Here is a 19,648-nt window from a genome sequence, read left to right as displayed (position 1 = left end):
ATACGCCATACAAACATGTGAGGGGGTCTTAAAGAAGCATAGACCTAAGATTATCAAAATACAAAAAACCCGAATAATTTTATTCGGGCATCATGTTTATCGCTTAGCTCACTTGAAGTATTTCTACTTCAAAGTCGAGCTGTTTCCCTGCTAATGGATGATTAAAATCAACCGCTACCATCTTATCGTCAAATTCCGATATTACTCCAGGTAGCTCTCCGTTTCCAGCATCTGAAAACGAGATCACTAAACCTAGTTCAAGTTCCACATCCTTAAATTGCGAACGGGGAACATTATGGATATTGCTAGGATTAGACATACCAAAACCATTTTCCGGAAGAATTTTCAGCGTTTGCTTTGCGCCTTCCTCCAAACCAAAGAGTGCTTTTTCAAATCCTTCGAGTAGATTACCATCACCAACCGTAAACGTAGCAGGCTCTTTATCAAAAGTGGAATCAACAATCTGACCGTCTGCCAACTTAATTGCAAAATTCAAGGTGACTGTTTTTCCGGGACCGATCAATTTACTCATTTACATTTTCTCTTTAGAGGGTTTTCGCTTAGCTTCTAGAAACAGCATATCAAAAATAAGTATTACAGCGCCTAAAGTGATAGCTGAATCGGCCAAATTGAACGCTGGGAAATAATAACCTTGATAATGCAAAGAGATAAAATCAATTACATATCCCAGAACTACACGGTCATAAAGGTTTCCAAGCGCACCACCCAAGACCATTGAAAGCGCCAAACCCAACCACCATTGGTTACGCTCTATACGGCGCAGCCAGATCACAATCACAACACTGACGAGCACAGCAATAAATGCAAACAACCAACGCTGCCAACCACCCGCATCGGACAAAAAACTAAACGCCGCACCTTTGTTATATAGCAGCGTCAGATCAAATACTGGTAATAACGGGTTTGGTTCAGCGTAGCTTAGATAAGCATCAGCAAGCTGTTTACTACCTAAATCAAGTAAAACCACCAAAAACGAAAACCACACCCATATGAAGCAGCTGTTTTTAATTTCGCTTGATGGTTCCATTGCCATACTCTCAGTGGGCTTCGTCATTAAGCAAAGCTACGACTTTCGCCGTCACCGTGAACATTTTCAACACAGCGACCACAAAGCTCAGGCTCATCAGCATGCTGACCAACATCTTCTCGATAATGCCAGCAACGAGGGCACTTATCAGCAGCGCTTTTAACAACCTTAAGCTGCAAGCCGGATAACTCAGTTTGCTGAGCATCAACCGCATCAGCCAGGGGTGCTATATGGGCTTGAGAAGTGATCAAGACAAAACGTAATTCATCTTCTAACTTAGCGAGTGTTTGCAGTAGGTTGTCATCACAATACAATGTCACTTCAGCTTCAAGGCTACCACCAACATTACCGGCATTACGCTGCTCTTCTAGCTGCTTATTCACCGCATCTTTCACTGCCATAACCTGCGCCCAATACGCATTACCGAACGGGCTATCTTCAGGCAGTTTTGTTAAACCCTGATACCAAGTATCCAAGTGCACTGATTGTGCTCGATCACCGGCTAAGGTTGTCCAGATCTCTTCTGCAGTAAAACTACAGATAGGGGCAATCCAACGTACTAGCGCTTCAACTATGTGATACAGCGCAGTTTGTGCTGATTTACGTGCAGCAGAATTTGTCGCAGCAGTATATTGACGGTCTTTAATAATATCGAGATAGAAACCACCCATATCCTGAGAGCAGAAATGAGAGATCTTCTGGAATACGAGCAAAAACTCATATTGATCATAATGACCTAACAGCTCGTCCTGTAAACGTGCTGCACGATCTACAGCCCATGCATCTAAAGCCACCATCTTTTCAGTTGGCACCATATCTGTTTCGGGATTGAAACCGTTCAGGTTAGCAAGAAAAAAGCGCGCTGTATTACGAATACGACGGTAAGCATCAGCAGCTCGTTTCAAAATATCATCGGAACAAGTCATCTCGCCACTATAATCAGTAGAAGCAACCCAAAGACGGAGAATATCAGCACCGTATTTATTCATCACTTCCTGAGGCGCAACAACGTTACCTACAGATTTTGACATCTTGCGGCCTTGCCCATCCACAGTAAAACCGTGAGTAAGTACTTGCTTATAGGGAGCACAACCTTTGATTGCAATGCCGGTTTTCAAAGAGGATTGGAACCAGCCACGATGCTGATCGGAGCCTTCCAAGTACATATCAGCGGGAAAAGTAAGCTCATCCCGTTGATCGATAACTGAGTAGTGGGTAACGCCCGAGTCAAACCAAACATCTAGGGTATCCGTCACTTTTTCGTAGTCTGCCGCCTCATCACCTAACAGCTCAGCTGCATCGAGATCAAACCAGGCATCAATACCTTCCTGCTCTACACGAAGAGCAACTTGTTCAATTAGCTCAGCTGTATTTGGATGTAACTGCTGTGTTTCCTTGTGTATAAACAAAGCAATTGGCACGCCCCAAGTACGCTGACGTGAAACACACCAATCAGGGCTTTGCTCTACCATAGACTCTATACGATTTTGTCCCCACTCTGGGAACCACTCAACACCTTTAATCGCATCTAACGCAGCGGCTTTAAGACCATTTTTTTCCATGCTGATAAACCACTGGGGAGTTGCACGGTAGATCAACGGTGTTTTTGTACGCCAGCAGTGTGGATAACTATGTTGGAATTTATGCTCAAGTACCAACTTGCCTTTCTCTTGCAGAAGCGCAACAACCTTATCATCAACTTTGTAAACATGTTCACCAGCAAAGACACCCGCACCTTCACCTAAAACACCAGCAGCATTGACTAGGTTTAATGTACCTATGCCATATTTACGACCTACTTCAAAATCTTCTACACCATGATCTGGTGCGGTATGCACTGCACCTGTACCCGCATCAAGGGTTACATGATCACCTAAGATAATAGGAACTTGGCGTTCGGCAAATGGATGTTCTAACGCAATATTTTCTAGGGCAGCGCCCTGACAGCGACCGACGATTGCGTAATCATCCACCCCGTAACGAACCATCACGTCTTTCACTAGACCTTCAGCCAGAAGAATACGTTCCTTGCCCTGACCTAGATCCAATTGAACAAGGACATAATCTAATTCAGCATTCAAAGATACAGCTTGGTTAGATGGCAAAGTCCAAGGTGTGGTTGTCCAGATCACAACAGATATATCGCCAGCACCTGATGCGGCATCGGCAAAACGGGAGAGAAACCCGCTCGGATCTACAGGAGTAAAACGCACATCAACAGCGGTTGAGGTTTTATCTTGATATTCCACTTCAGCCTCAGCCAATGCAGAACCACCTACAACACTCCAGTAAACCGGTTTAAAACCTTTAACAAGGTGTCCATTTTCAACAATTTTACCTAGCGCACGGATAATGTTCGCTTCAGTATCAAAATTCATTGTTAAATAAGGATTATCCCAATCGCCCTGCACTCCCAAGCGAATAAAGTCTTTTTTCTGACCTTCAACTTGCTTACGTGCATATTCACGACATTTCTGACGGAACTCTTTATGGGAAACTTTTACACCCGCCTTACCAACTTTGGTTTCTACCTTGTGTTCTATCGGTAGACCATGACAATCCCAACCAGGGATATAAGGCGCATCAAAGCCACTCATTGTTTTGGATTTGATAATAATATCTTTAAGGATCTTATTAACCGAATGACCAATATGGATATTACCATTTGCGTACGGAGGCCCATCATGCAGGATAAATTTATTACGGCCTGCACTAGCCTCACGAATTTTCTGGTACAGATCCATTTTCTGCCAACCCTTGAGCATTTCAGGCTCGCGTTGAGCTAAATTGCCACGCATAGGGAAAGGAGTTTCAGGAAGGTTTAGCGTTGCTTTGTAATCGGTCATGGTTAGTAAGTTCCGAATTAACTGCAAGTACGGGCAAAAAAAGCCCGCACTTCATCAATATCTGCAAAAATCTGTTGTTTGAGCTGCTCTAATCCATCAAATTTTTGTTCAGCACGAATAAACTGCTTAAATTCAACGGTTAACAGCCGCCCATAAATATCTTCTTCAAAATCAAACAAGTGCGCTTCTAATACAGGCTGTCGACCACCTACTGTTGGCCTCATTCCTACATTACAAACCCCTTGAGATTTAATGCCCTCCCCTGTTACCTCTACAGCATAAACACCCCGTAAAGGACAAGGAAAACGATGCATTCTCACATTAGCCGTAGGCACACCTAGTTGGCGCCCAAGCTTCTGCCCATGCATAACACGCCCAGCAACCGTATAAGGCCTACCTAGCAATAGGGCGGCTTCATCAAATAGGTTTTTTTCAAGCGCCTGGCGAATGCGCGAGCTACTCACACGTTCATCCGCTCTAAGAAACGTTTCAGTATTTACCACAGAAAAGCCATGTTTTTCACCGGCTGCTCGTAGCATGTTGTAATCACCTAAGCGGTCACAACCAAAACGAAAGTCATCCCCGACAACAAAATGCTCAACCGCAAGCCCTCTAAGTAACAACTCTTCAACAAAAGCATCTGCCGTCATGGAACGCAGACGCTCATTGAATGTAAGACAAAGGTGACGATCAATCTCCTCTGCGGCCAACAAACGATGTTTTTCACTAAATCGTGTTAACCGTGGCGGAGCGTCACTGCCAGCAAAGAACTCTCGTGGCTGGGGCTCAAACGTAATTACAACTGAAGGTAAACCCAGCTCATCCGCTTTTGCTTTAACCTGCCTCAAAACCTGACGATGACCAAGATGCACACCATCAAAGTTGCCGATTGTCGCGACGCACCCTCGGTGTTTCTCCCGCAGGTTATGTAATCCGCGAATTAATTCCATTAAGAACTCTTAATTGCTGCCTAAACATTATTGGCTAAAAATAAACGCGGCATTATAGCCCAGATAATGACCAACGAGTACCACTGAGCAAAGTTGTTTTCAACAAACCTAAAGGTTGAGGCTAACTATGTTTCAAATGCCGAGGCCTTAAACCAAAAACAATCAAGACCAAGACATAAACAGCAATACCAACTACTACCAAGATTCCCATCTCAATAACTCGCTGCCACAACCCCAATTCCAACCATAGGGATGGAGACTTCATCAGCCACACAAGCACAATTGCCATCATTAAATTGGCCATAAGCATCCGAATAATAGACATCCCCCAACCCGGACTCCAAGAGAACACACCGGACTTAATCAATCCATACAGCAAAAGCCCTGCATTCATAAATGCAGATACTGCCGTTGCAGCAGCCAAGCCCACATGATCAAACGGCCCTATCAACAACAGATTAAAAATCATATTGACGACCGCCGCTTGAATACCAATTTTTACGGGTGTTTTTGTATCCTGTCGGGAGAAGTAACCTGTCGCCAAAACTTTGATCAGCATAAAAGCTAATAGCCCACAAGCATAAGCCCGCAAGCTCATAGCAGCCATAATCACATCACGATCACTAAGCGCGCCATAGTGAAACAGCGTGACAAGCATAGGTTCAGCAAGAATAAATAGAGCTACAGCAGCAGGAATACCGATCAACATAACCATCTGCATAGCCCAGTTCAAAGTAGAGGAAAAGGACTCTTTAGAGTCCCCTGCATGCCGTCGAGAAAGGCTCGGCAAAATCACTGTAGCTATAGCGATACCAAAAACCCCTAAAGGCAATTCCGCCAATCGATCAGAATAATACAACCACGAGACACTACCGGTTTGTAAAAAAGAAGCCAGCACAGTATCTAATAAAAGATTAATCTGAGTAACCGACACACCAAACAGCGCGGGCACCATAAGAGTCATTATTCGACGAACACCCGGATCATTCCAGCCCCAACGAGGCTTTGGAAGCAAACGCATCTGAGCCATAAAAGGTAATTGAAAAATTAACTGTGCACAGCCAGCGATCATAACCCCCCACGCCAAAGCTAACACTGGAGGATCAAACAGCGGGCTTAAAAAAATAGCCGAGCCGATTAAAGAGATATTCAACAACACCGGCGTAAAAGCAGGAATAGCAAAACGCCCATAACTATTCAACACCGCCCCTGCAAATGCTGTTAAGGAGATCAGCAAAAGATAAGGAAAGGTAATCCGTAACATCTGCGCCGCCAATTCAAACTTACCACCATCTTCAACATAAAAGCCTGGAGCAAACAGCGCAGTCAACATAGGCGCGCCCACAACCGCCAGTACCGTGATAGCAATCAAAACACTACCCAGCGTTCCCGCCACATAGTTCACAAGTTGTTGAACCGACTGGAGGTCCCGCTGCGAACGATACTCAGATAAAACCGGCACAAACGCTTGGGAAAATGCCCCTTCGGCAAAAAGGCGGCGCATAAAGTTCGGGATTTTGAAGGCAACAAAAAAAGCATCCGCACTGCCGCTGGCACCAAAATAACTCGCCACCACCACATCACGTGCCAAACCAAGCATGCGTGATAACATAGTCATCACACCCACAATGGCACTTGAACGCAGCAAACCTACGGTTTTTTTCGGCTTAACGACGGCCTGTGATTTGTCCTGTTGCACTGATAAATTCCATTATTCGATGAATTATACTCAAGAGAAACGGCATATTACTGCTTCAACAAGAAAATTTCTGTAGTTTTATTGACAGCGGGCCAACAAATATGAATAATCTCGCCTCTTATTTTTCGGCGCTAAGCCGATATATTGCACACTAACTAATTTTAAGGAGCCGAACTGTGGCAAATTCCGCAGGATCTCGTAAACGTGCTCGCCAGGCAGAGAAGCGTCGCCAGCATAACGCTAGCCTGCGTTCCATGGTACGTACCTATATCAAAAAAGTTCAAGTAGCTATTGAAGCTGGCGACAAAGCAGCAGCAGAAGCAGCATTTAAAACTGCACAGCCTATCTTGGACGGTTCTGTAAACAAAGGCATCTTCCATAAAAACAAGATCGCCCGCACTAAGAGCCGCATGGTAAAACAGATCGTTGGTATCGCTTAATTTAAGCAGTCCCAACATTAAAAAAACCGGCATATGCCGGTTTTTTTATATCTAAAATTTAAGCCAACACCAAGTTATCGCGATGCACTAACTCCTCTTCACCCATAAACCCTAAAATCGATTCAATTTCACGACTAGGCTTACCGATAATCTTCTCAGCATCCTCTAAACCATAGTTAACTAAACCACGCGCTACAATCCTACCCAGCTCATCACTAATAATGACCATCTCTCCACGAGAGAAATCACCACTCACACTACGCACACCCGCAGGCAACAAGCTTTTACCACGCTCTTTTAATGCTTTTACAGCCCCCTCATCTAACACAAGATTGCCTCGTGCCTGAAGATGGCCTGCGATCCACTGCTTACGAGCCACAACTGGACTTTGCTCTGGCACCAACAAGGTCCCTATAGATTCAGCATCCCGTATCCGCAGCAGCACATTCTCTTCTCGACCACTCGCAATGACTGTTACTGCCCCTGAGCGCGCTGCAAGCTTCGCTGCACGCACTTTGGTTGCCATACCACCACGACCCAGCTTTCCGCCATCACCAGCCATAGCCACCAATGCGTCGTCCTCAGTACGTGCTTCCGAAATCAATGTTGCGGTTGGATCCTGACGCGGATCAGCGGTAAATAAGCCCTGCTGATCCGTCAAAAGAATCAACGCATCCGCTTCAACCAAATTAGCAACCAACGCACCTAAGGTATCATTATCACCAAAACGAATCTCTTTGGTGACAACCGTATCGTTTTCATTAACAACCGGAACAACCCCCATACCCAACAAAGCACGTAACGTAGCCTGCGCATTAAGGTAGCGCTTGCGATTTGAATGATCTTCATGGGTTAGGAGTATTTGTGCAGTATGAGTGTCGTGACGCCGAAAATTAGTCTCATAGGCCTGCACTAACCCCATCTGACCCACCGCCGCTGCCGCCTGCAGTTTGTACACCTCCTGCGGCCGATCACTCCAACCCAAGCGTGTCATCCCTTCAGCAACAGAACCAGATGAAACCAAAACAACCTCTATACCCGATCGCTTCAACGCAGCAATCTGATCAACCCAGCGTGCAATCGCCGCAAGATCAAGGCCTTGACCATCATTCGTTAGTAGCGCACTACCAATTTTTACAACCCAGCGCTTACTGCGCTTAAGCTTTTCCCTACCCAACGACACTTAACCACCCCGACTTTTATCTACAGCCGCAAAAACACCGAGCATTTAGGTTTTTCTACTCACGCACATATTCAACTTCAACATCGTAATCATCATCGTCAAAGTCGTCATCATCAAGATTATCTGCTTCCCTACGCGCTCGCATTTCAGCACGCATCCGCTCAACACGCTCACGTGCCTCAGTATCAACTTTCTCGCGGATAGCTTGTTCCTGCTCGATGATGCTTGGATCTTCCTCTATCGCCTCAAGACGCTTATCAAGGAACATCTGTATGTCGCGCATCATCTCGTCCGTACCTTGCTTACTCAACGCAGATATACGATAAACAGGCCCTTTCCAATCTAAGGCATCAATGACCGCCTGACAACGCTCTTCACGCTCCTCTTCGGTCACCATATCAAGCTTATTTAACACCAACCAACGGGGCTGCTCTGACAAAGTCGCACTAAACTTAGTTAACTCATTCACCGCCACTTCTGCCGCCTGCGCGGGCGTTACATCATCCCAAGGCGCCATATCAACCAGATGCAATAACAAACGGTTACGCGCAAGATGCTTAAGGAAACGAATCCCTAAACCTGCACCTTCAGCCGCGCCTTCGATAATGCCCGGAATATCAGCAATAACAAAGCTACGCTCCTGCTCAATACGAACAACACCAAGGTTAGGCACTAAGGTGGTAAAAGGATAATTCGCCACTTTAGGCCTAGCCGCAGAAACCGCACGAATCAATGTAGACTTACCCGCATTAGGCAAGCCCAACAGACCAACATCCGCCAACACTTTAAGCTCTAACTTAAGGTTACGAATTTCCCCCATCGACCCTTTCGTTGTCTGACGAGGGGCGCGATTCACACTGCTTTTAAAACGGGTATTACCTAAACCATGAAAACCGCCCTGAGCAACCTTTTCTAGCTGACCAATCTCGGTCATATCAGCTAAGATCTCTTCAGTATCCGTATCAATAATAGTCGTACCTACAGGAACCTTTAAAACAAGGTCTTCGCCTTTAGGACCGGTGCAATTTCGGCTTGTACCATTCTTACCATTATCCGAACTATAATGCCGGGTGAAACGGAAATCGATTAGCGTATTTAAGTTCTCATCTGCCTCAAAAAAGATAGAACCGCCATCACCGCCATCACCGCCATCAGGGCCACCTCGGGGGATATACTTCTCACGCCGAAAGCTCATACAACCGTTGCCGCCCTTACCGGCTTCCACCGTAATGACCGCCTCATCGACAAATTTCATTTTATCTCCCAAAAGTTATCACTAGGATAATCTACAATTAAGCCCTGCCTTTATTTTCAAGACTCAGCGGTAGATACCCTAAATTTTACAAAAAAAACATCATAAACAAAAAAGCTCCGCCATAGCGGAGCTTTTTTAAAAAGTAAAAACCTTACTTACGCATCTACAACAGAGATGTATTTGCGTTTCTGCGGGCCTTTAACTTCAAATTTAACAACGCCATCTGCTTTCGCAAATAATGTGTGGTCTTTACCACAGCCTACGTTCGTACCCGCATGGAATTTAGTTCCACGCTGACGAATAAGGATGTTTCCAGCAATTACAGCTTGTCCGCCGAAACGCTTGACACCAAGTCGTTTCGACTCGGAATCGCGACCGTTCTTAGTAGAACCACCAGCTTTCTTATGAGCCATCTATCTGTCTCCCAGATCGGTTATAGTTAGGCAGAAATGCCAGTAATTTTAACTTCAGTAAACCACTGACGGTGGCCCTGACGTTTCATGTGATGCTTACGACGCTTGAACTTGATGATCTCAACTTTCTTAGCGCGGCCATGCTGAACAACTTCAGCAGTCACTTTAGCACCTTCTACAACAGGCGCGCCGATTTTTAAATCGTCGCCATTGCCTACTAATAGAACACGATCAAAATCTACATTTGATCCTGCATCTACTGGCAGCTTTTCCAGTTTAAGGGTTTCACCTTCCTGGACACGGTACTGTTTACCACCGCTTACGATTACTGCGTACATGATTTTCTCCGTTTATTGCCCAACCAGCTACTATGAAAAAGGCCTACTTCTAATGGATACACCATATGGTAGGGAGCCATTTTGGATGGGTCAGGGCGCGCGATTATAATTCAAACAGAAAACAGACACAAGCAGGAATCTACCGTAAAGTCCTATTCACGCCAAAAACACAACATCATCAAATCAATACAGCTAAGGTTTACAGGCGCATTTCTTGACAGTATCCGGCCCGCCCCCTAGCATTCGCGCTACAACTCCAATATTCGCCAAGTAAGTAGCAGCCAATATTATGCAGCCACACCAACTAAATCCGGCCATTGAACCACAATTTGAAGCCGTAAATGATTATATTATCAACCACTTAGGCTCCAATGTGCCGTTGGTGGAAAAAATTGGCCACTATATAGTCGAAAGCGGCGGAAAAAGAATTCGCCCACTGCTCGTTTTATTAGCCGCAAATGCTGCAGGCTATCAAGGCTCGGCTCACATACCTCTGGCCGCGATCATTGAATTTATCCATACCGCAACACTACTCCATGATGATGTTGTAGATAATTCTGATTTACGCCGCGGCAAAGACACCGCAAACGCCAAATGGGGCAACGCACCTAGCGTTTTAGTGGGTGACTTCCTTTACTCTCGCGCGTTCCAAATCCTAGTTGATATAGGCTCAATGGAGATCATGTCAGTTATCTCCAATGCAACCAACGTAATTGCTGAAGGCGAAGTGTTACAGTTACTCAACACTAAGAACCCTGATACAACCGAAGAAGCCTATATGCAGGTTATTCTCGGAAAAACCGCCATGCTATTTGAGGCCGCAACTGAAGCGGGTGCCATTCTAGCCGAAAGCACGACTGATGAACGTGAAGCATTACGCTTATATGGGCTCCATTTAGGCATAGCCTTCCAGCTTATTGATGATGTCATGGATTACCTATCCACAGCAGAAGAGATGGGTAAAAATGTTGGTGATGATCTAGCAGAAGGAAAAGCAACCCTACCTCTTATTCATGCTATGCGTACAGGAACGGAAGAGCAGCGGCTTTTAGTACGCCAAGCCATCCGCAAAGGCGGCCTAGACGATCTACAACCCATTATGGATATAGTCAAAGAGACTGGCGCAATAGAATACACCCAACAAAAAGCCCAAACTGAAGCAGACGCCGCAATCGACGCCTTATCAGCTTTGCCTAGCAGTTCCTTTAAGGAAACACTCATTCAATTAGCTAATATAGCCGTTAAACGCAAAAGCTAATTAGTCATCTTATCGGATAGCAACCAAACCACCTCGGTACGCCCAGCATCCTTAGGATCCGCTGGGCGCTCTTCATACAAACGAGTTATATGGAATCGAGGAGAAAAAAGCTCATTCACCTCGTTCGCAGGCACATTGAAAGGCGGGCCTTGCTCACCCTCAAACTCCAAAGTAATTAATAAGATTTTCACCCCCGCCGGCAGAATATCCAACAATCGTTGCACATAGCGCAATCGCATCTCTTTCGGCAACGCAATTAAAGCTGCCCGATCATAAACAGCAGAAACGCTCACCAATTCATCTGCGCTTAGTCTAAAAAAATCACCACATAGCAGCTTTATACTATCCACTTCTCTCGCTGAAAAATCCCCCTGAGGGCAAGCCTCGATATCAATACCGTTTTCTGAAAAAAAACTAGCACAGGCAGTCTCACTGATTTCAACACCTAAAACGCTGCAATTTTGCTCTCGCAACCACAGCATATCTAAACTTTTCCCGCATAAAGGCACGAAAACCTGCTCAGAATCGGCCAAATTAAGCCTTTCAAAAAACTTTTCTAGATATTTATTTACCTCGGGCTGATGAAAGCCAATACGCTGCTCAGCCCAGCGCTCATGCCAAAATTCGTGATCCATAGCTGCTTTTACACCTTAAGTCGTAAGCTTTTTACTCAATTAATATGACACAGATCGTGCCTCAAGCCGATCAAGTCTGTATAATCACGCGATATTTTTACTATAAACTTCCGGATAAACAGAAGCTAATGACAAGACCTTCCTCTTTTAATCGCGACGAACTGCTTTCTTGCGGCCACGGCGAGATGTTTGGACCAGGTAATGCACGCCTTCCTGTTGGCAACATGCTAATGATGGATCGCATCCTGGAAATCACCGAAGATGGTGGAGAATTCGGCAAAGGCGAAATTATCGCTGAACTGGATATAAACCCTGACCTTTGGTTCTTCGGCTGTCATTTTGAAGAAGATCCGGTTATGCCCGGCTGTCTAGGCCTTGATGCGATGTGGCAGATCGTTGGCTTCTTCCTTGGCTGGAAAGGCAACCCAGGTCGCGGTCGAGCACTAGGTTCAGGTGAAGTAAAATTCTTCGGCCAAGTACTACCAACAGCGAAAAAAGTTACTTATCGCATCCAACTGAAACGTGTTATTGAGCGTAAGTTGGTTATGGGTATTGCTGACGGCAGCATGTCAGTTGATGGCCGTGAAATCTACACCGCACAAAATCTGCGGGTAGGTCTATTCACCTCTACTGACAATTTCTGATCAGAATAGACCCTTAAATATAAGGGTCTTCTCCTATTTTTCGTCGAGTTTTTTAATAAATCCGCTAGCCAAACGCTACCGATTCACGGAAAATAAGTACCTCAATTTAGAATAAGAGAGAGAAGCATATGCGTCGCGTTGTTGTTACCGGTATGGGAATTGTTTCTTGTCTGGGTACAGACAAAGAAACTGTTCTGGAATCACTGCAGCAGGGTCGTTCTGGCATCAAGTTCCAGGAAGATTACAAAGAGCGCGGTTTCCGTAGCCAAGTAGCCGGCAGCATCGATATCGATTTCACTGATAAAATCGATCGCAAACTGCTACGCTTTATGGGTGATGCCGCAGCATATACCTACATTGCTATGCAAGAAGCTATAGCTGATGCAAACCTAAGCGAAGATCAAGTTTCCAATGAACGTACAGGTTTAATTGTAGGTTCTGGTGGTGCATCCGCTGACAACATTGTAGAAACAGCAGATATTACCCGCACTAAAGGCGTTAAGCGTGTCGGCCCTTACCGTGTTACTCGCACAATGGGTTCAACCGTTTCCGCTTGCCTAGCAACACCTTTTAAAATTAAAGGCGTTAACTACTCAATTACCTCTGCATGCGCAACAAGCGCTCACTGTATAGGAAATGCCGTAGAGCAGATCCAACTAGGCAAACAAGATATGGTTTTTGCTGGCGGTGGTGAAGAACTACATTGGGTACAAACAGCAATGTTTGACGCAATGGGTGCTCTATCTAGCAAATACAATGAAACACCTGAAAAAGCATCACGCGCGTACGATGCAAACCGCGATGGGTTTGTTATCTCTGGCGGTGCCGGCGTTCTTGTTGTTGAAGAGCTAGAGCATGCCAAAGCCCGTGGCGCTAAAATCTACGCTGAGATTGTTGGCTACGGCGCAACATCTGACGGCTACGATATGGTTGCTCCTTCAGGTGAAGGTGCTGCACGCTGCATGAAGCAAGCGATGGCTACAGTTGATGGCGACATTGATTACATCAATGCGCATGGTACTTCAACGCCAGCGGGCGATATGCAAGAGCTTAAAGCGATGAAAGAAGCCTTTGGCAGCAACATGCCAACAGTCACTTCAACTAAATCACTTTCAGGCCATTCTCTAGGTGCAGCGGGCGTTCAAGAAGCGATCTATTCTCTGCTTATGCAAGAAAATAACTTTATCGCTGCATCCGCCAACATTGACGAACTAGATGATGAAGCAAAAGGCCTACCTATTGCTGTTGAGAAACAGGATAATGTTGACCTTAAGCGAGTTATGTCTAACAGCTTCGGCTTCGGCGGCACTAACGCTACATTAGTATTTGAAAAACTTGATAGTTAATTCCATATCAAGCATAAAAAAACCGCCTACATGGCGGTTTTTTTATGCGTAACAACGAGCATATCGATTAAACCAAACCCAACTCTTTCATATGCTTTTCAAGCCACTCCACTACATCAGCATGCACTTCATCAACTGTACGCCCTTCAACAGGAATAGGCTCGCCTACATGCACCTGTACAACCCCAGGGGTTTTAGTGAAACTTTTGCCTGGCCAGTAAATACCGGCATTATGGATTATAGGTACGACAGGAACCCCTGCACTTAAGGCCAGCATAGCGCCACCTTTATTAAATTTTCCCATTTTCCCTACTGGAACTCGTGTTCCCTGCGGAAAGATTACAACGGGAATACCTTCTTCTAGGCGGGATTTACCTTCAGTAAGCAGCTGTTTAAGCGCGCCTCTACGTTGTTTACGATCAATCGCGATAGGCTTTAGCAACCCGAGTGCCCAACCAAAAAAGGGTATGCTCAGGAGCTCTTTCTTTAGAACTGCACACTGAGGTCGTACAAATGTTTGTAAAAACAGGGTTTCCCATTCACTAGAATGATTAGCTACAGCAACATAAGCTCCATCTTTAGGTAAGTGCTCACGGCCTGTTATTTTTACATCTACACCGCAGCAAATTCTCAACCAAAAGATATAAAAGTAGTTAATTAAGGTAATAAATTTAAAGCGCTGCTGAAAGTTAAGCACTGGACTAACAATCAGACTCAACGAGGAATGAATAATCGTTAGCGGATAAAAGCCTAAATAATAGAAAAAGGCTCGTATATACTGCAATACACTCGGTTTCTTTTCTGACATTTTAGCCCCCCGTTACCGGTGGAAAAAAGGCCACCTCATCATTATCTGAGACAGACTGCTGAAGATTACACATCTCTAAATTAACCGCAGTCAAAACCTGATCATCTTTTAGTATTTTTTTCCATTGATCGCCATGTCGGTCCACCAACCTATCAATTACGCCGGCAACTGTAGCCTCCGTAGGTAGCTCTAACAGCTCTTGCTCAATACCTAAACGTTCTCGCAAACTAGCAAAGTATAGAATTTTTATCATTTCTACTTCTCTACCTTCCAATCACCGCTTTTACCACCCGACTTTGCAAGCACTTTTACAGAGCCAATAACCATCTCTTTATCAACAGCCTTGCACATATCATAGATCGTCAAACCCGCAACCGAAGCAGCAGTTAGTGCCTCCATCTCAACACCAGTTTGCCCTGACAGCTTACAAGTTGCAGTGATTTCTACTAAATTACGTTCATAATTAGGTTGTAAATCCACAGCAACTTTACTCAACATCAAAGGGTGACAGAGAGGTATAAGATCACTGGTTCTTTTCGCCGCCTGAATACCCGCGATACGTGCAACAGCTAACACATCGCCCTTTTTATGCCCTTTATCAACAATAAGTGCCAAAGTCTCTGGACGCATCTGGATTTCTGCATAAGCGACAGCTTCACGGAATGTAACCTGTTTTTCCGAGACGTCCACCATATTTGCATGACCTTGATCATCCAAATGACTCAGCTTGCTCATGTTTACTCCTGGATTTTTCTTTGATTAAACACGGGGTTAGCGTACATTTTTCGCAAAATATCTTCCGCGCCTTTAGCTGTATTATTCAATCGCTCCTCCAACCCTTGTCGCGCCTCTTCTGTCACTTCACAATCTTCGCCCGCCGCTAACAAATTAGACGGATGCAAATAATAATTAGAGATAATTTGGCGATCGATCTCTTCAGCTAATGCTTCAGGTGTTTCAAAGTCTCCCTCTATTGGATCCCCAAACGCCACATGAACATGTCCTTTGTGGCCGGTAATTCCTCTCACTATGCTTTCAATATCTTCAAACTTAGATTTTTCATAATTTCCTTCCGTTTCTTTGGCATATAACTCATTTGCCTTCAGCGAATCACAAGGATCATATTCATAAGAGATTGAGACTGGAATAATATTTAAGCGTTTAGCCTGTTCAGAGAAACTTCTCACTTTACGGTGAGCCATATAAAGCATTTTTAAAATGGCGGGGTCAGTTGTATCGTTACCATCTTTCGCGCGCCCCTCCCTCTGCGCCAACCAAATAGAGTGGCCGCTCTGGATACTATGATCTATATAAGAGGATAACTGAGTTAAAGCCTTCATCATCTCTCGACCTGTTGCTGAGCGATTAACAATGAAGCTTTTGTTCAGGCGCATAATGTCAGAAACATAAGGCTTACTGAGTAAGTTATCGCCTATTGCGATACGTACAGTATCCATTCCATACTGATAACGCACCCAGTTAACAAACGCTGGATCCATTGCGATATCACGATGATTAGAGATAAAAAGATAGGAGTCTTCGGGATCAAATTGGTCGATCCCACTACAGGTTAGCTTAGTCGTACTACGAGCGATCATCTTTTTCATATAATCACCCACCAGCGCCTGAAAATCAGCAATACTTTCCACATCACCCACTTTACGGGCAAGGGCAATACGCACAAACGGCTTAAGTAACCAGCCTAAACGCCTAGACAGATTAGGAAACTGGTATCGCGTAACCGCTGAGATGAACTCATCATCATGTAATATATGAGTGAGGGCATCAGCTACTTCAGCATCGTTAAATGGTCTTATCTCTTTATACGGATCCTGCTGGTCTGTCATGTGTTCCTCAGCACTGCGCTTAATGAAGGGCATATTTTACAGTTTTCCCATCGACTCTGCAGGAAAATTAAGTAATGCCCGCAATAAACTAAGTCAGTAATTCCGAGAAAGGTATAAAACCAATACTATCGCCTATCTGAACCTGTGTATTCGGCGGTACAACCGCTAAACCGTGAGCCCAGCTTGCTGACGCTAAAGCGCCTGAGCTCTGATTCGCGTGCGGGATCAGCTTTCCATCCTCGAAACGAACTCGGAGATATTCTTGTCGTTGAATCGCCCTATTCCGGACAAAACCGGAGGGCACAGAAAGCACTATAGGTGGTTGATAAGCCGCTCCCTGCAATCCAAGTAGACAAGGTCTAGCTAATAGGCAAAATGTAATTAAGGTAGAGGTAGGATTACCCGGCAAACCTATAAAGGGAGTGTCTTTTACTCGACCATAAGCAACCGGCTTACCGGGCTTGATACGTATTTTCCACATATCAAGTTCACCTAAGGCTTCAATACAGCCTTTAACATGATCCTCTTCACCAACAGAGACCCCACCCGTACTTACAATGGCATCCGCTATATTAGCAGCTCGTTCGAGTGCTTCTAATGTCGCTTCTCGTGTATCAGCAATACAGCCTAAATCGATCACTTCCATACCTAAGCTTTTCAGTAAGCCCGTAAGGATATATCGATTAGAGTTATAAATTTGCCCTGAAGCTAAAGGTAAACCAGGCTCGACTAACTCATCTCCGGTGGACAAAATAGCCACTTTTAAACGTTTATAAACACTAACTTCGGCTAAACCCACTGAGGCTAAAACACCGAGATCCGCAGGTTGTAAACGAACACCTGCAGCCAAAACAGAATCGCCAGTTCTTATATCCTGCCCTTCTCGGCGAATATTACTCCCAACAGAGATCCCTTCAGGAAACACCGCGAGATCACCGTCGAGCGTAACATTCTCTTGCATCACAACGGTATCAGCTCCAACAGGTATTTCCGCACCCGTAAAAATACGAGCACAGCTTCCCGACTGTAAAGGCTGAGGAGATGAACCAGCAGGAATCCGTTGACTAATCGCTAGCCGAGTAACGCCATCAGTAAGGTCTGCCGTATTAAGTGCATAACCATCCATACCACTATTGTCTGCAGGTGGTACTGATACTGAAGCTATAGGTGATTCTGCAAGCACACGACCCAATGCTTCCGCGATAGTAATAGTTTCAATGCCCGCTATAGGTTTAGAATTTTCAACCAAGCGCTCTAATGCGGTTCCAATAGGTAGTAAACCTGATTGTGTATCACAGCTATTCATGCCCTCACCACCTACTGATTATCCGCACGGTGCTTCATGAGCATAGTGACAAAGTTACAGGGTCTATGGCGGCTATCCAGTTGATCAGAAATAACATCATCCCAACCCGTCCGACAAGCACCAGTGGATCCTGGCAGACAGAAAATAACTGTACCATTTGCCAAGCCCCCCAATGCCCGTGACTGAATAGTAGATGTGCCAATTTGTTGGGCTGAGATCTGACGGAATAATTCACCAAATCCCTCAATCGTTTTATCAAATAATGGCTGCATCGCTTCTGGTGTAGAGTCACGTCCAGCGAATCCCGTTCCTCCAGTTGAAATAATGACATGTATCTCAGGATCTACGATCCACTTGGAAGCAATCGCCCGCATCTCATAAACGTCATCAATAACAATCTGGCGTGCTGCCAATTGATGGCCCGCGCTCTCTAAGCGTTCAATTAAAGCTTGCCCTGATGTATCTGTATTAATCGTTCTTGTATCAGAGACAGTCAGTACCGCTATATTTAGCGGTGTAAATTCAGCATCTTTAGGTGTATGTGACATTCGGGAATAATCCTAAAACTAAATTATTAAAAATAGGGGACAGTCTAACCGCCCGTCATATTCATAAAACGGACAATTTGGGGCTCTTCATCCAGATCAAACTCATGCTTCTCCGGTTTTAAATCCATCGCCTTCACAATAACCTGCTGCAAACGCTCTATATCATCTGGGTATTGACGTAAGGTTTCACGTAGATCAACTGAGTGTTCATTACCTAAACAAAGCAGCAATCGACCTTCAACTGTCACTCTAACGCGATTACATTCTGAACAAAAATTATGACTATGAGGGGAGATAAAACCAACTCGACTTTCCGAGTCTTGCATTCGGTAATAACGGGATGGACCTGCGGTTCGCTCAGAGGTTGGATCGAGCTGATAACGCTCACTAATAAGTGCGCTTACCTCATCACTAGAGCAATACACTTTGGCGCGATCATGCTCAGAGATATTACCTAGTGGCATCTCTTCAATAAAACTGATATCAACTCCAGCGTCACGCGCATATTCAACAAGATCAAGCACCTCGTCGTCATTGCGACCTTTCATCACGACTGTATTCAGTTTTATACGGTCGAAACCAATCTTTACAGCAGCATCAATGCCCGCCAATACTTGAGCTAACTTGCCGGTACGGGTCATCTCTTTAAAGCGGTCAGCTCTAAGGCTATCAATACTAATATTTAAGCGATTCACACCTGCATTTTTCAGGTCGGCTGCCATATCCAGTAATTGCGAACCATTAGTGGTGATGGATAACTCCGCATCGAGCTGCCCAACCCCACGAATCAGTTTTATAACATCCCTACGTACAAGCGGTTCACCTCCTGTCAGGCGAATTTTCTTTACACCTAAACCGACAAAAGCTGCGGCAACTTGCTCAATCTCTTCTAAAGATAAAACCTGAGCATGGGGTAAAAATGTCATATTCTCAGCCATACAATACACGCACCGAAAATCACACCTATCGGTAACCGATAAGCGGATATAATCAACAGTGCGTCCAAAACGATCGACGAGAGTAGTGTGTTTTGAAGTATTAGGCATGAATCTCTTGCATACGCAGTATAAAGCTTTATTTTAGA

General features: G+C 44.9%; 21 protein-coding genes. 4 read left to right on the top strand and 17 right to left on the bottom strand.

Features of this window, described 5'->3' with window-relative positions:
* Positions 1-103 precede the first annotated feature (103 nt).
* The 5 genes from Q4492_RS04790 to murJ form a co-directional block, all read right to left on the bottom strand.
* Positions 104-532 (bottom strand): peptidylprolyl isomerase, encoded by a 429-nt coding sequence (locus tag Q4492_RS04790; protein WP_067983882.1) that lies wholly within the window; start codon positions 530-532, stop codon positions 104-106.
* On the bottom strand, positions 533-1,075 hold the full coding sequence (gene lspA, locus Q4492_RS04785; protein WP_368389430.1) for a signal peptidase II: 543 nt from the start codon (positions 1,073-1,075) through the stop codon (positions 533-535).
* The gene (gene ileS, locus Q4492_RS04780) at positions 1,075-3,894 is read right to left on the bottom strand and encodes an isoleucine--tRNA ligase (protein ID WP_303416126.1); all 2,820 of its coding nucleotides are present in this window, start codon (positions 3,892-3,894) and stop codon (positions 1,075-1,077) included. Before ileS ends, lspA begins: the two co-directional genes overlap by 1 nt.
* Positions 3,895-3,911: 17 nt before the next feature.
* Positions 3,912-4,844: a bifunctional riboflavin kinase/FAD synthetase gene (gene ribF, locus Q4492_RS04775; protein WP_303416125.1), complete on the bottom strand. Its 933-nt coding sequence runs from the start codon at positions 4,842-4,844 to the stop codon at positions 3,912-3,914.
* Positions 4,845-4,965: 121 nt separating this feature from the next.
* Entirely contained in the window at positions 4,966-6,543 is a 1,578-nt protein-coding gene (gene murJ / locus Q4492_RS04770) for a murein biosynthesis integral membrane protein MurJ (protein WP_303416124.1), read from the bottom strand.
* Between the two features lie 176 nt (positions 6,544-6,719).
* Between murJ and rpsT the strand changes: the two genes are divergently transcribed.
* The gene (gene rpsT, locus Q4492_RS04765; protein ID WP_067862774.1) at positions 6,720-6,983 is read left to right on the top strand and encodes a 30S ribosomal protein S20; all 264 of its coding nucleotides are present in this window, start codon (positions 6,720-6,722) and stop codon (positions 6,981-6,983) included.
* Between the two features lie 58 nt (positions 6,984-7,041).
* Here rpsT and proB read toward each other — a convergent pair whose 3' ends face one another.
* From proB to rplU, 4 genes are all read right to left on the bottom strand, one after another.
* Positions 7,042-8,166, bottom strand: coding sequence for a glutamate 5-kinase (proB, locus tag Q4492_RS04760; protein ID WP_303416122.1), 1,125 nt, complete (start codon positions 8,164-8,166; stop codon positions 7,042-7,044).
* A gap of 55 nt (positions 8,167-8,221) precedes the next feature.
* Positions 8,222-9,421 (bottom strand): Obg family GTPase CgtA, encoded by a 1,200-nt coding sequence (gene cgtA / locus Q4492_RS04755; RefSeq protein WP_303416121.1) that lies wholly within the window; start codon positions 9,419-9,421, stop codon positions 8,222-8,224.
* 155 nt (positions 9,422-9,576) lie between these two features.
* Complete coding sequence (rpmA, locus tag Q4492_RS04750) at positions 9,577-9,834, bottom strand: 50S ribosomal protein L27 (RefSeq protein WP_303416119.1); 258 nt, start codon at positions 9,832-9,834, stop codon at positions 9,577-9,579.
* 26 nt (positions 9,835-9,860) lie between these two features.
* Positions 9,861-10,172 carry a 50S ribosomal protein L21 gene (rplU, locus tag Q4492_RS04745; RefSeq protein ID WP_067862785.1) on the bottom strand — a complete coding sequence of 104 codons (312 nt, stop codon included), beginning with the start codon at positions 10,170-10,172 and terminating at the stop codon, positions 9,861-9,863.
* 289 nt (positions 10,173-10,461) lie between these two features.
* On the opposite strand from rplU, the gene ispB reads away from it, so the two are divergent.
* Positions 10,462-11,430 carry an octaprenyl diphosphate synthase gene (ispB, locus tag Q4492_RS04740; RefSeq protein WP_303416118.1) on the top strand — a complete coding sequence of 323 codons (969 nt, stop codon included), beginning with the start codon at positions 10,462-10,464 and terminating at the stop codon, positions 11,428-11,430.
* Here ispB and Q4492_RS04735 read toward each other — a convergent pair.
* On the bottom strand, positions 11,427-12,065 hold the full coding sequence (locus tag Q4492_RS04735) for a thiopurine S-methyltransferase (protein WP_303416117.1): 639 nt from the start codon (positions 12,063-12,065) through the stop codon (positions 11,427-11,429). The genes ispB and Q4492_RS04735 overlap by 4 nt on opposite strands.
* Before the next feature lie 128 nt (positions 12,066-12,193).
* Here Q4492_RS04735 and fabA point away from each other — a divergent pair, with 128 nt between their 5' ends.
* Complete coding sequence (fabA, locus tag Q4492_RS04730) at positions 12,194-12,709, top strand: 3-hydroxyacyl-[acyl-carrier-protein] dehydratase FabA (protein ID WP_067862790.1); 516 nt, start codon at positions 12,194-12,196, stop codon at positions 12,707-12,709.
* Positions 12,710-12,837: 128 nt separating this feature from the next.
* Positions 12,838-14,055, top strand: a complete 1,218-nt coding sequence (gene fabB, locus Q4492_RS04725) for a beta-ketoacyl-ACP synthase I (RefSeq protein ID WP_303416116.1) — start codon at positions 12,838-12,840, stop codon at positions 14,053-14,055.
* A gap of 67 nt (positions 14,056-14,122) precedes the next feature.
* Here fabB and Q4492_RS04720 read toward each other — a convergent pair whose 3' ends face one another.
* From Q4492_RS04720 to moaA, 7 genes are all read right to left on the bottom strand, one after another.
* Positions 14,123-14,863 (bottom strand): 1-acyl-sn-glycerol-3-phosphate acyltransferase, encoded by a 741-nt coding sequence (locus tag Q4492_RS04720; protein WP_303416115.1) that lies wholly within the window; start codon positions 14,861-14,863, stop codon positions 14,123-14,125.
* Position 14,864: 1 nt separating this feature from the next.
* Positions 14,865-15,116: a molybdopterin converting factor subunit 1 gene (gene moaD / locus Q4492_RS04715; RefSeq protein ID WP_303416114.1), complete on the bottom strand. Its 252-nt coding sequence runs from the start codon at positions 15,114-15,116 to the stop codon at positions 14,865-14,867.
* Positions 15,117-15,118: 2 nt separating this feature from the next.
* Positions 15,119-15,598 carry a cyclic pyranopterin monophosphate synthase MoaC gene (moaC, locus tag Q4492_RS04710; RefSeq protein ID WP_303416113.1) on the bottom strand — a complete coding sequence of 160 codons (480 nt, stop codon included), beginning with the start codon at positions 15,596-15,598 and terminating at the stop codon, positions 15,119-15,121.
* A 2-nt stretch (positions 15,599-15,600) separates the two neighbouring features.
* A complete protein-coding gene (locus tag Q4492_RS04705) occupies positions 15,601-16,710 on the bottom strand; it encodes a 1-acyl-sn-glycerol-3-phosphate acyltransferase (RefSeq protein ID WP_303416111.1) in 1,110 nt (369 codons plus the stop codon).
* Between the two features lie 88 nt (positions 16,711-16,798).
* Complete coding sequence (gene glp / locus Q4492_RS04700) at positions 16,799-18,016, bottom strand: gephyrin-like molybdotransferase Glp (protein ID WP_303416108.1); 1,218 nt, start codon at positions 18,014-18,016, stop codon at positions 16,799-16,801.
* An 11-nt stretch (positions 18,017-18,027) separates the two neighbouring features.
* Positions 18,028-18,564, bottom strand: a complete 537-nt coding sequence (gene moaB, locus Q4492_RS04695; RefSeq protein ID WP_303416106.1) for a molybdenum cofactor biosynthesis protein B — start codon at positions 18,562-18,564, stop codon at positions 18,028-18,030.
* 44 nt (positions 18,565-18,608) lie between these two features.
* Positions 18,609-19,610, bottom strand: a complete 1,002-nt coding sequence (gene moaA, locus Q4492_RS04690) for a GTP 3',8-cyclase MoaA (RefSeq protein WP_303416105.1) — start codon at positions 19,608-19,610, stop codon at positions 18,609-18,611.
* Positions 19,611-19,648: the final 38 nt, after the last annotated feature.

The sequence above is a fragment of the Neptuniibacter sp. 1_MG-2023 genome (assembly GCF_030547185.1).
GTDB lineage: Bacteria > Pseudomonadota > Gammaproteobacteria > Pseudomonadales > Balneatricaceae > Neptuniibacter.
This window is presented reverse-complemented; position numbering and strand designations above follow the sequence as displayed.

Excerpts from the sequence above, each read along its gene's own strand:
- Q4492_RS04790 (WP_067983882.1), bottom strand. The coding sequence starts at position 532 with ATGAGTAAATTGATCGGTCCCGGAAAAACAGTCACCTTGAATTTTGCA.
- lspA (WP_368389430.1), bottom strand. The coding sequence starts at position 1,075 with ATGACGAAGCCCACTGAGAGTATGGCAATGGAACCATCAAGCGAAATT.
- ileS (WP_303416126.1), bottom strand. The coding sequence starts at position 3,894 with ATGACCGATTACAAAGCAACGCTAAACCTTCCTGAAACTCCTTTCCCT.
- ribF (WP_303416125.1), bottom strand. The coding sequence starts at position 4,844 with ATGGAATTAATTCGCGGATTACATAACCTGCGGGAGAAACACCGAGGG.
- cgtA (WP_303416121.1), bottom strand. The coding sequence starts at position 9,421 with ATGAAATTTGTCGATGAGGCGGTCATTACGGTGGAAGCCGGTAAGGGC.
- rpmA (WP_303416119.1), bottom strand. The coding sequence starts at position 9,834 with ATGGCTCATAAGAAAGCTGGTGGTTCTACTAAGAACGGTCGCGATTCC.
- rplU (WP_067862785.1), bottom strand. The coding sequence starts at position 10,172 with ATGTACGCAGTAATCGTAAGCGGTGGTAAACAGTACCGTGTCCAGGAA.
- ispB (WP_303416118.1), top strand. The coding sequence starts at position 10,462 with ATGCAGCCACACCAACTAAATCCGGCCATTGAACCACAATTTGAAGCC.
- Q4492_RS04735 (WP_303416117.1), bottom strand. The coding sequence starts at position 12,065 with ATGGATCACGAATTTTGGCATGAGCGCTGGGCTGAGCAGCGTATTGGC.
- fabA (WP_067862790.1), top strand. The coding sequence starts at position 12,194 with ATGACAAGACCTTCCTCTTTTAATCGCGACGAACTGCTTTCTTGCGGC.
- fabB (WP_303416116.1), top strand. The coding sequence starts at position 12,838 with ATGCGTCGCGTTGTTGTTACCGGTATGGGAATTGTTTCTTGTCTGGGT.
- Q4492_RS04720 (WP_303416115.1), bottom strand. The coding sequence starts at position 14,863 with ATGTCAGAAAAGAAACCGAGTGTATTGCAGTATATACGAGCCTTTTTC.
- moaD (WP_303416114.1), bottom strand. The coding sequence starts at position 15,116 with ATGATAAAAATTCTATACTTTGCTAGTTTGCGAGAACGTTTAGGTATT.
- moaC (WP_303416113.1), bottom strand. The coding sequence starts at position 15,598 with ATGAGCAAGCTGAGTCATTTGGATGATCAAGGTCATGCAAATATGGTG.
- Q4492_RS04705 (WP_303416111.1), bottom strand. The coding sequence starts at position 16,710 with ATGACAGACCAGCAGGATCCGTATAAAGAGATAAGACCATTTAACGAT.
- glp (WP_303416108.1), bottom strand. The coding sequence starts at position 18,016 with ATGAATAGCTGTGATACACAATCAGGTTTACTACCTATTGGAACCGCA.
- moaB (WP_303416106.1), bottom strand. The coding sequence starts at position 18,564 with ATGTCACATACACCTAAAGATGCTGAATTTACACCGCTAAATATAGCG.
- moaA (WP_303416105.1), bottom strand. The coding sequence starts at position 19,610 with ATGCCTAATACTTCAAAACACACTACTCTCGTCGATCGTTTTGGACGC.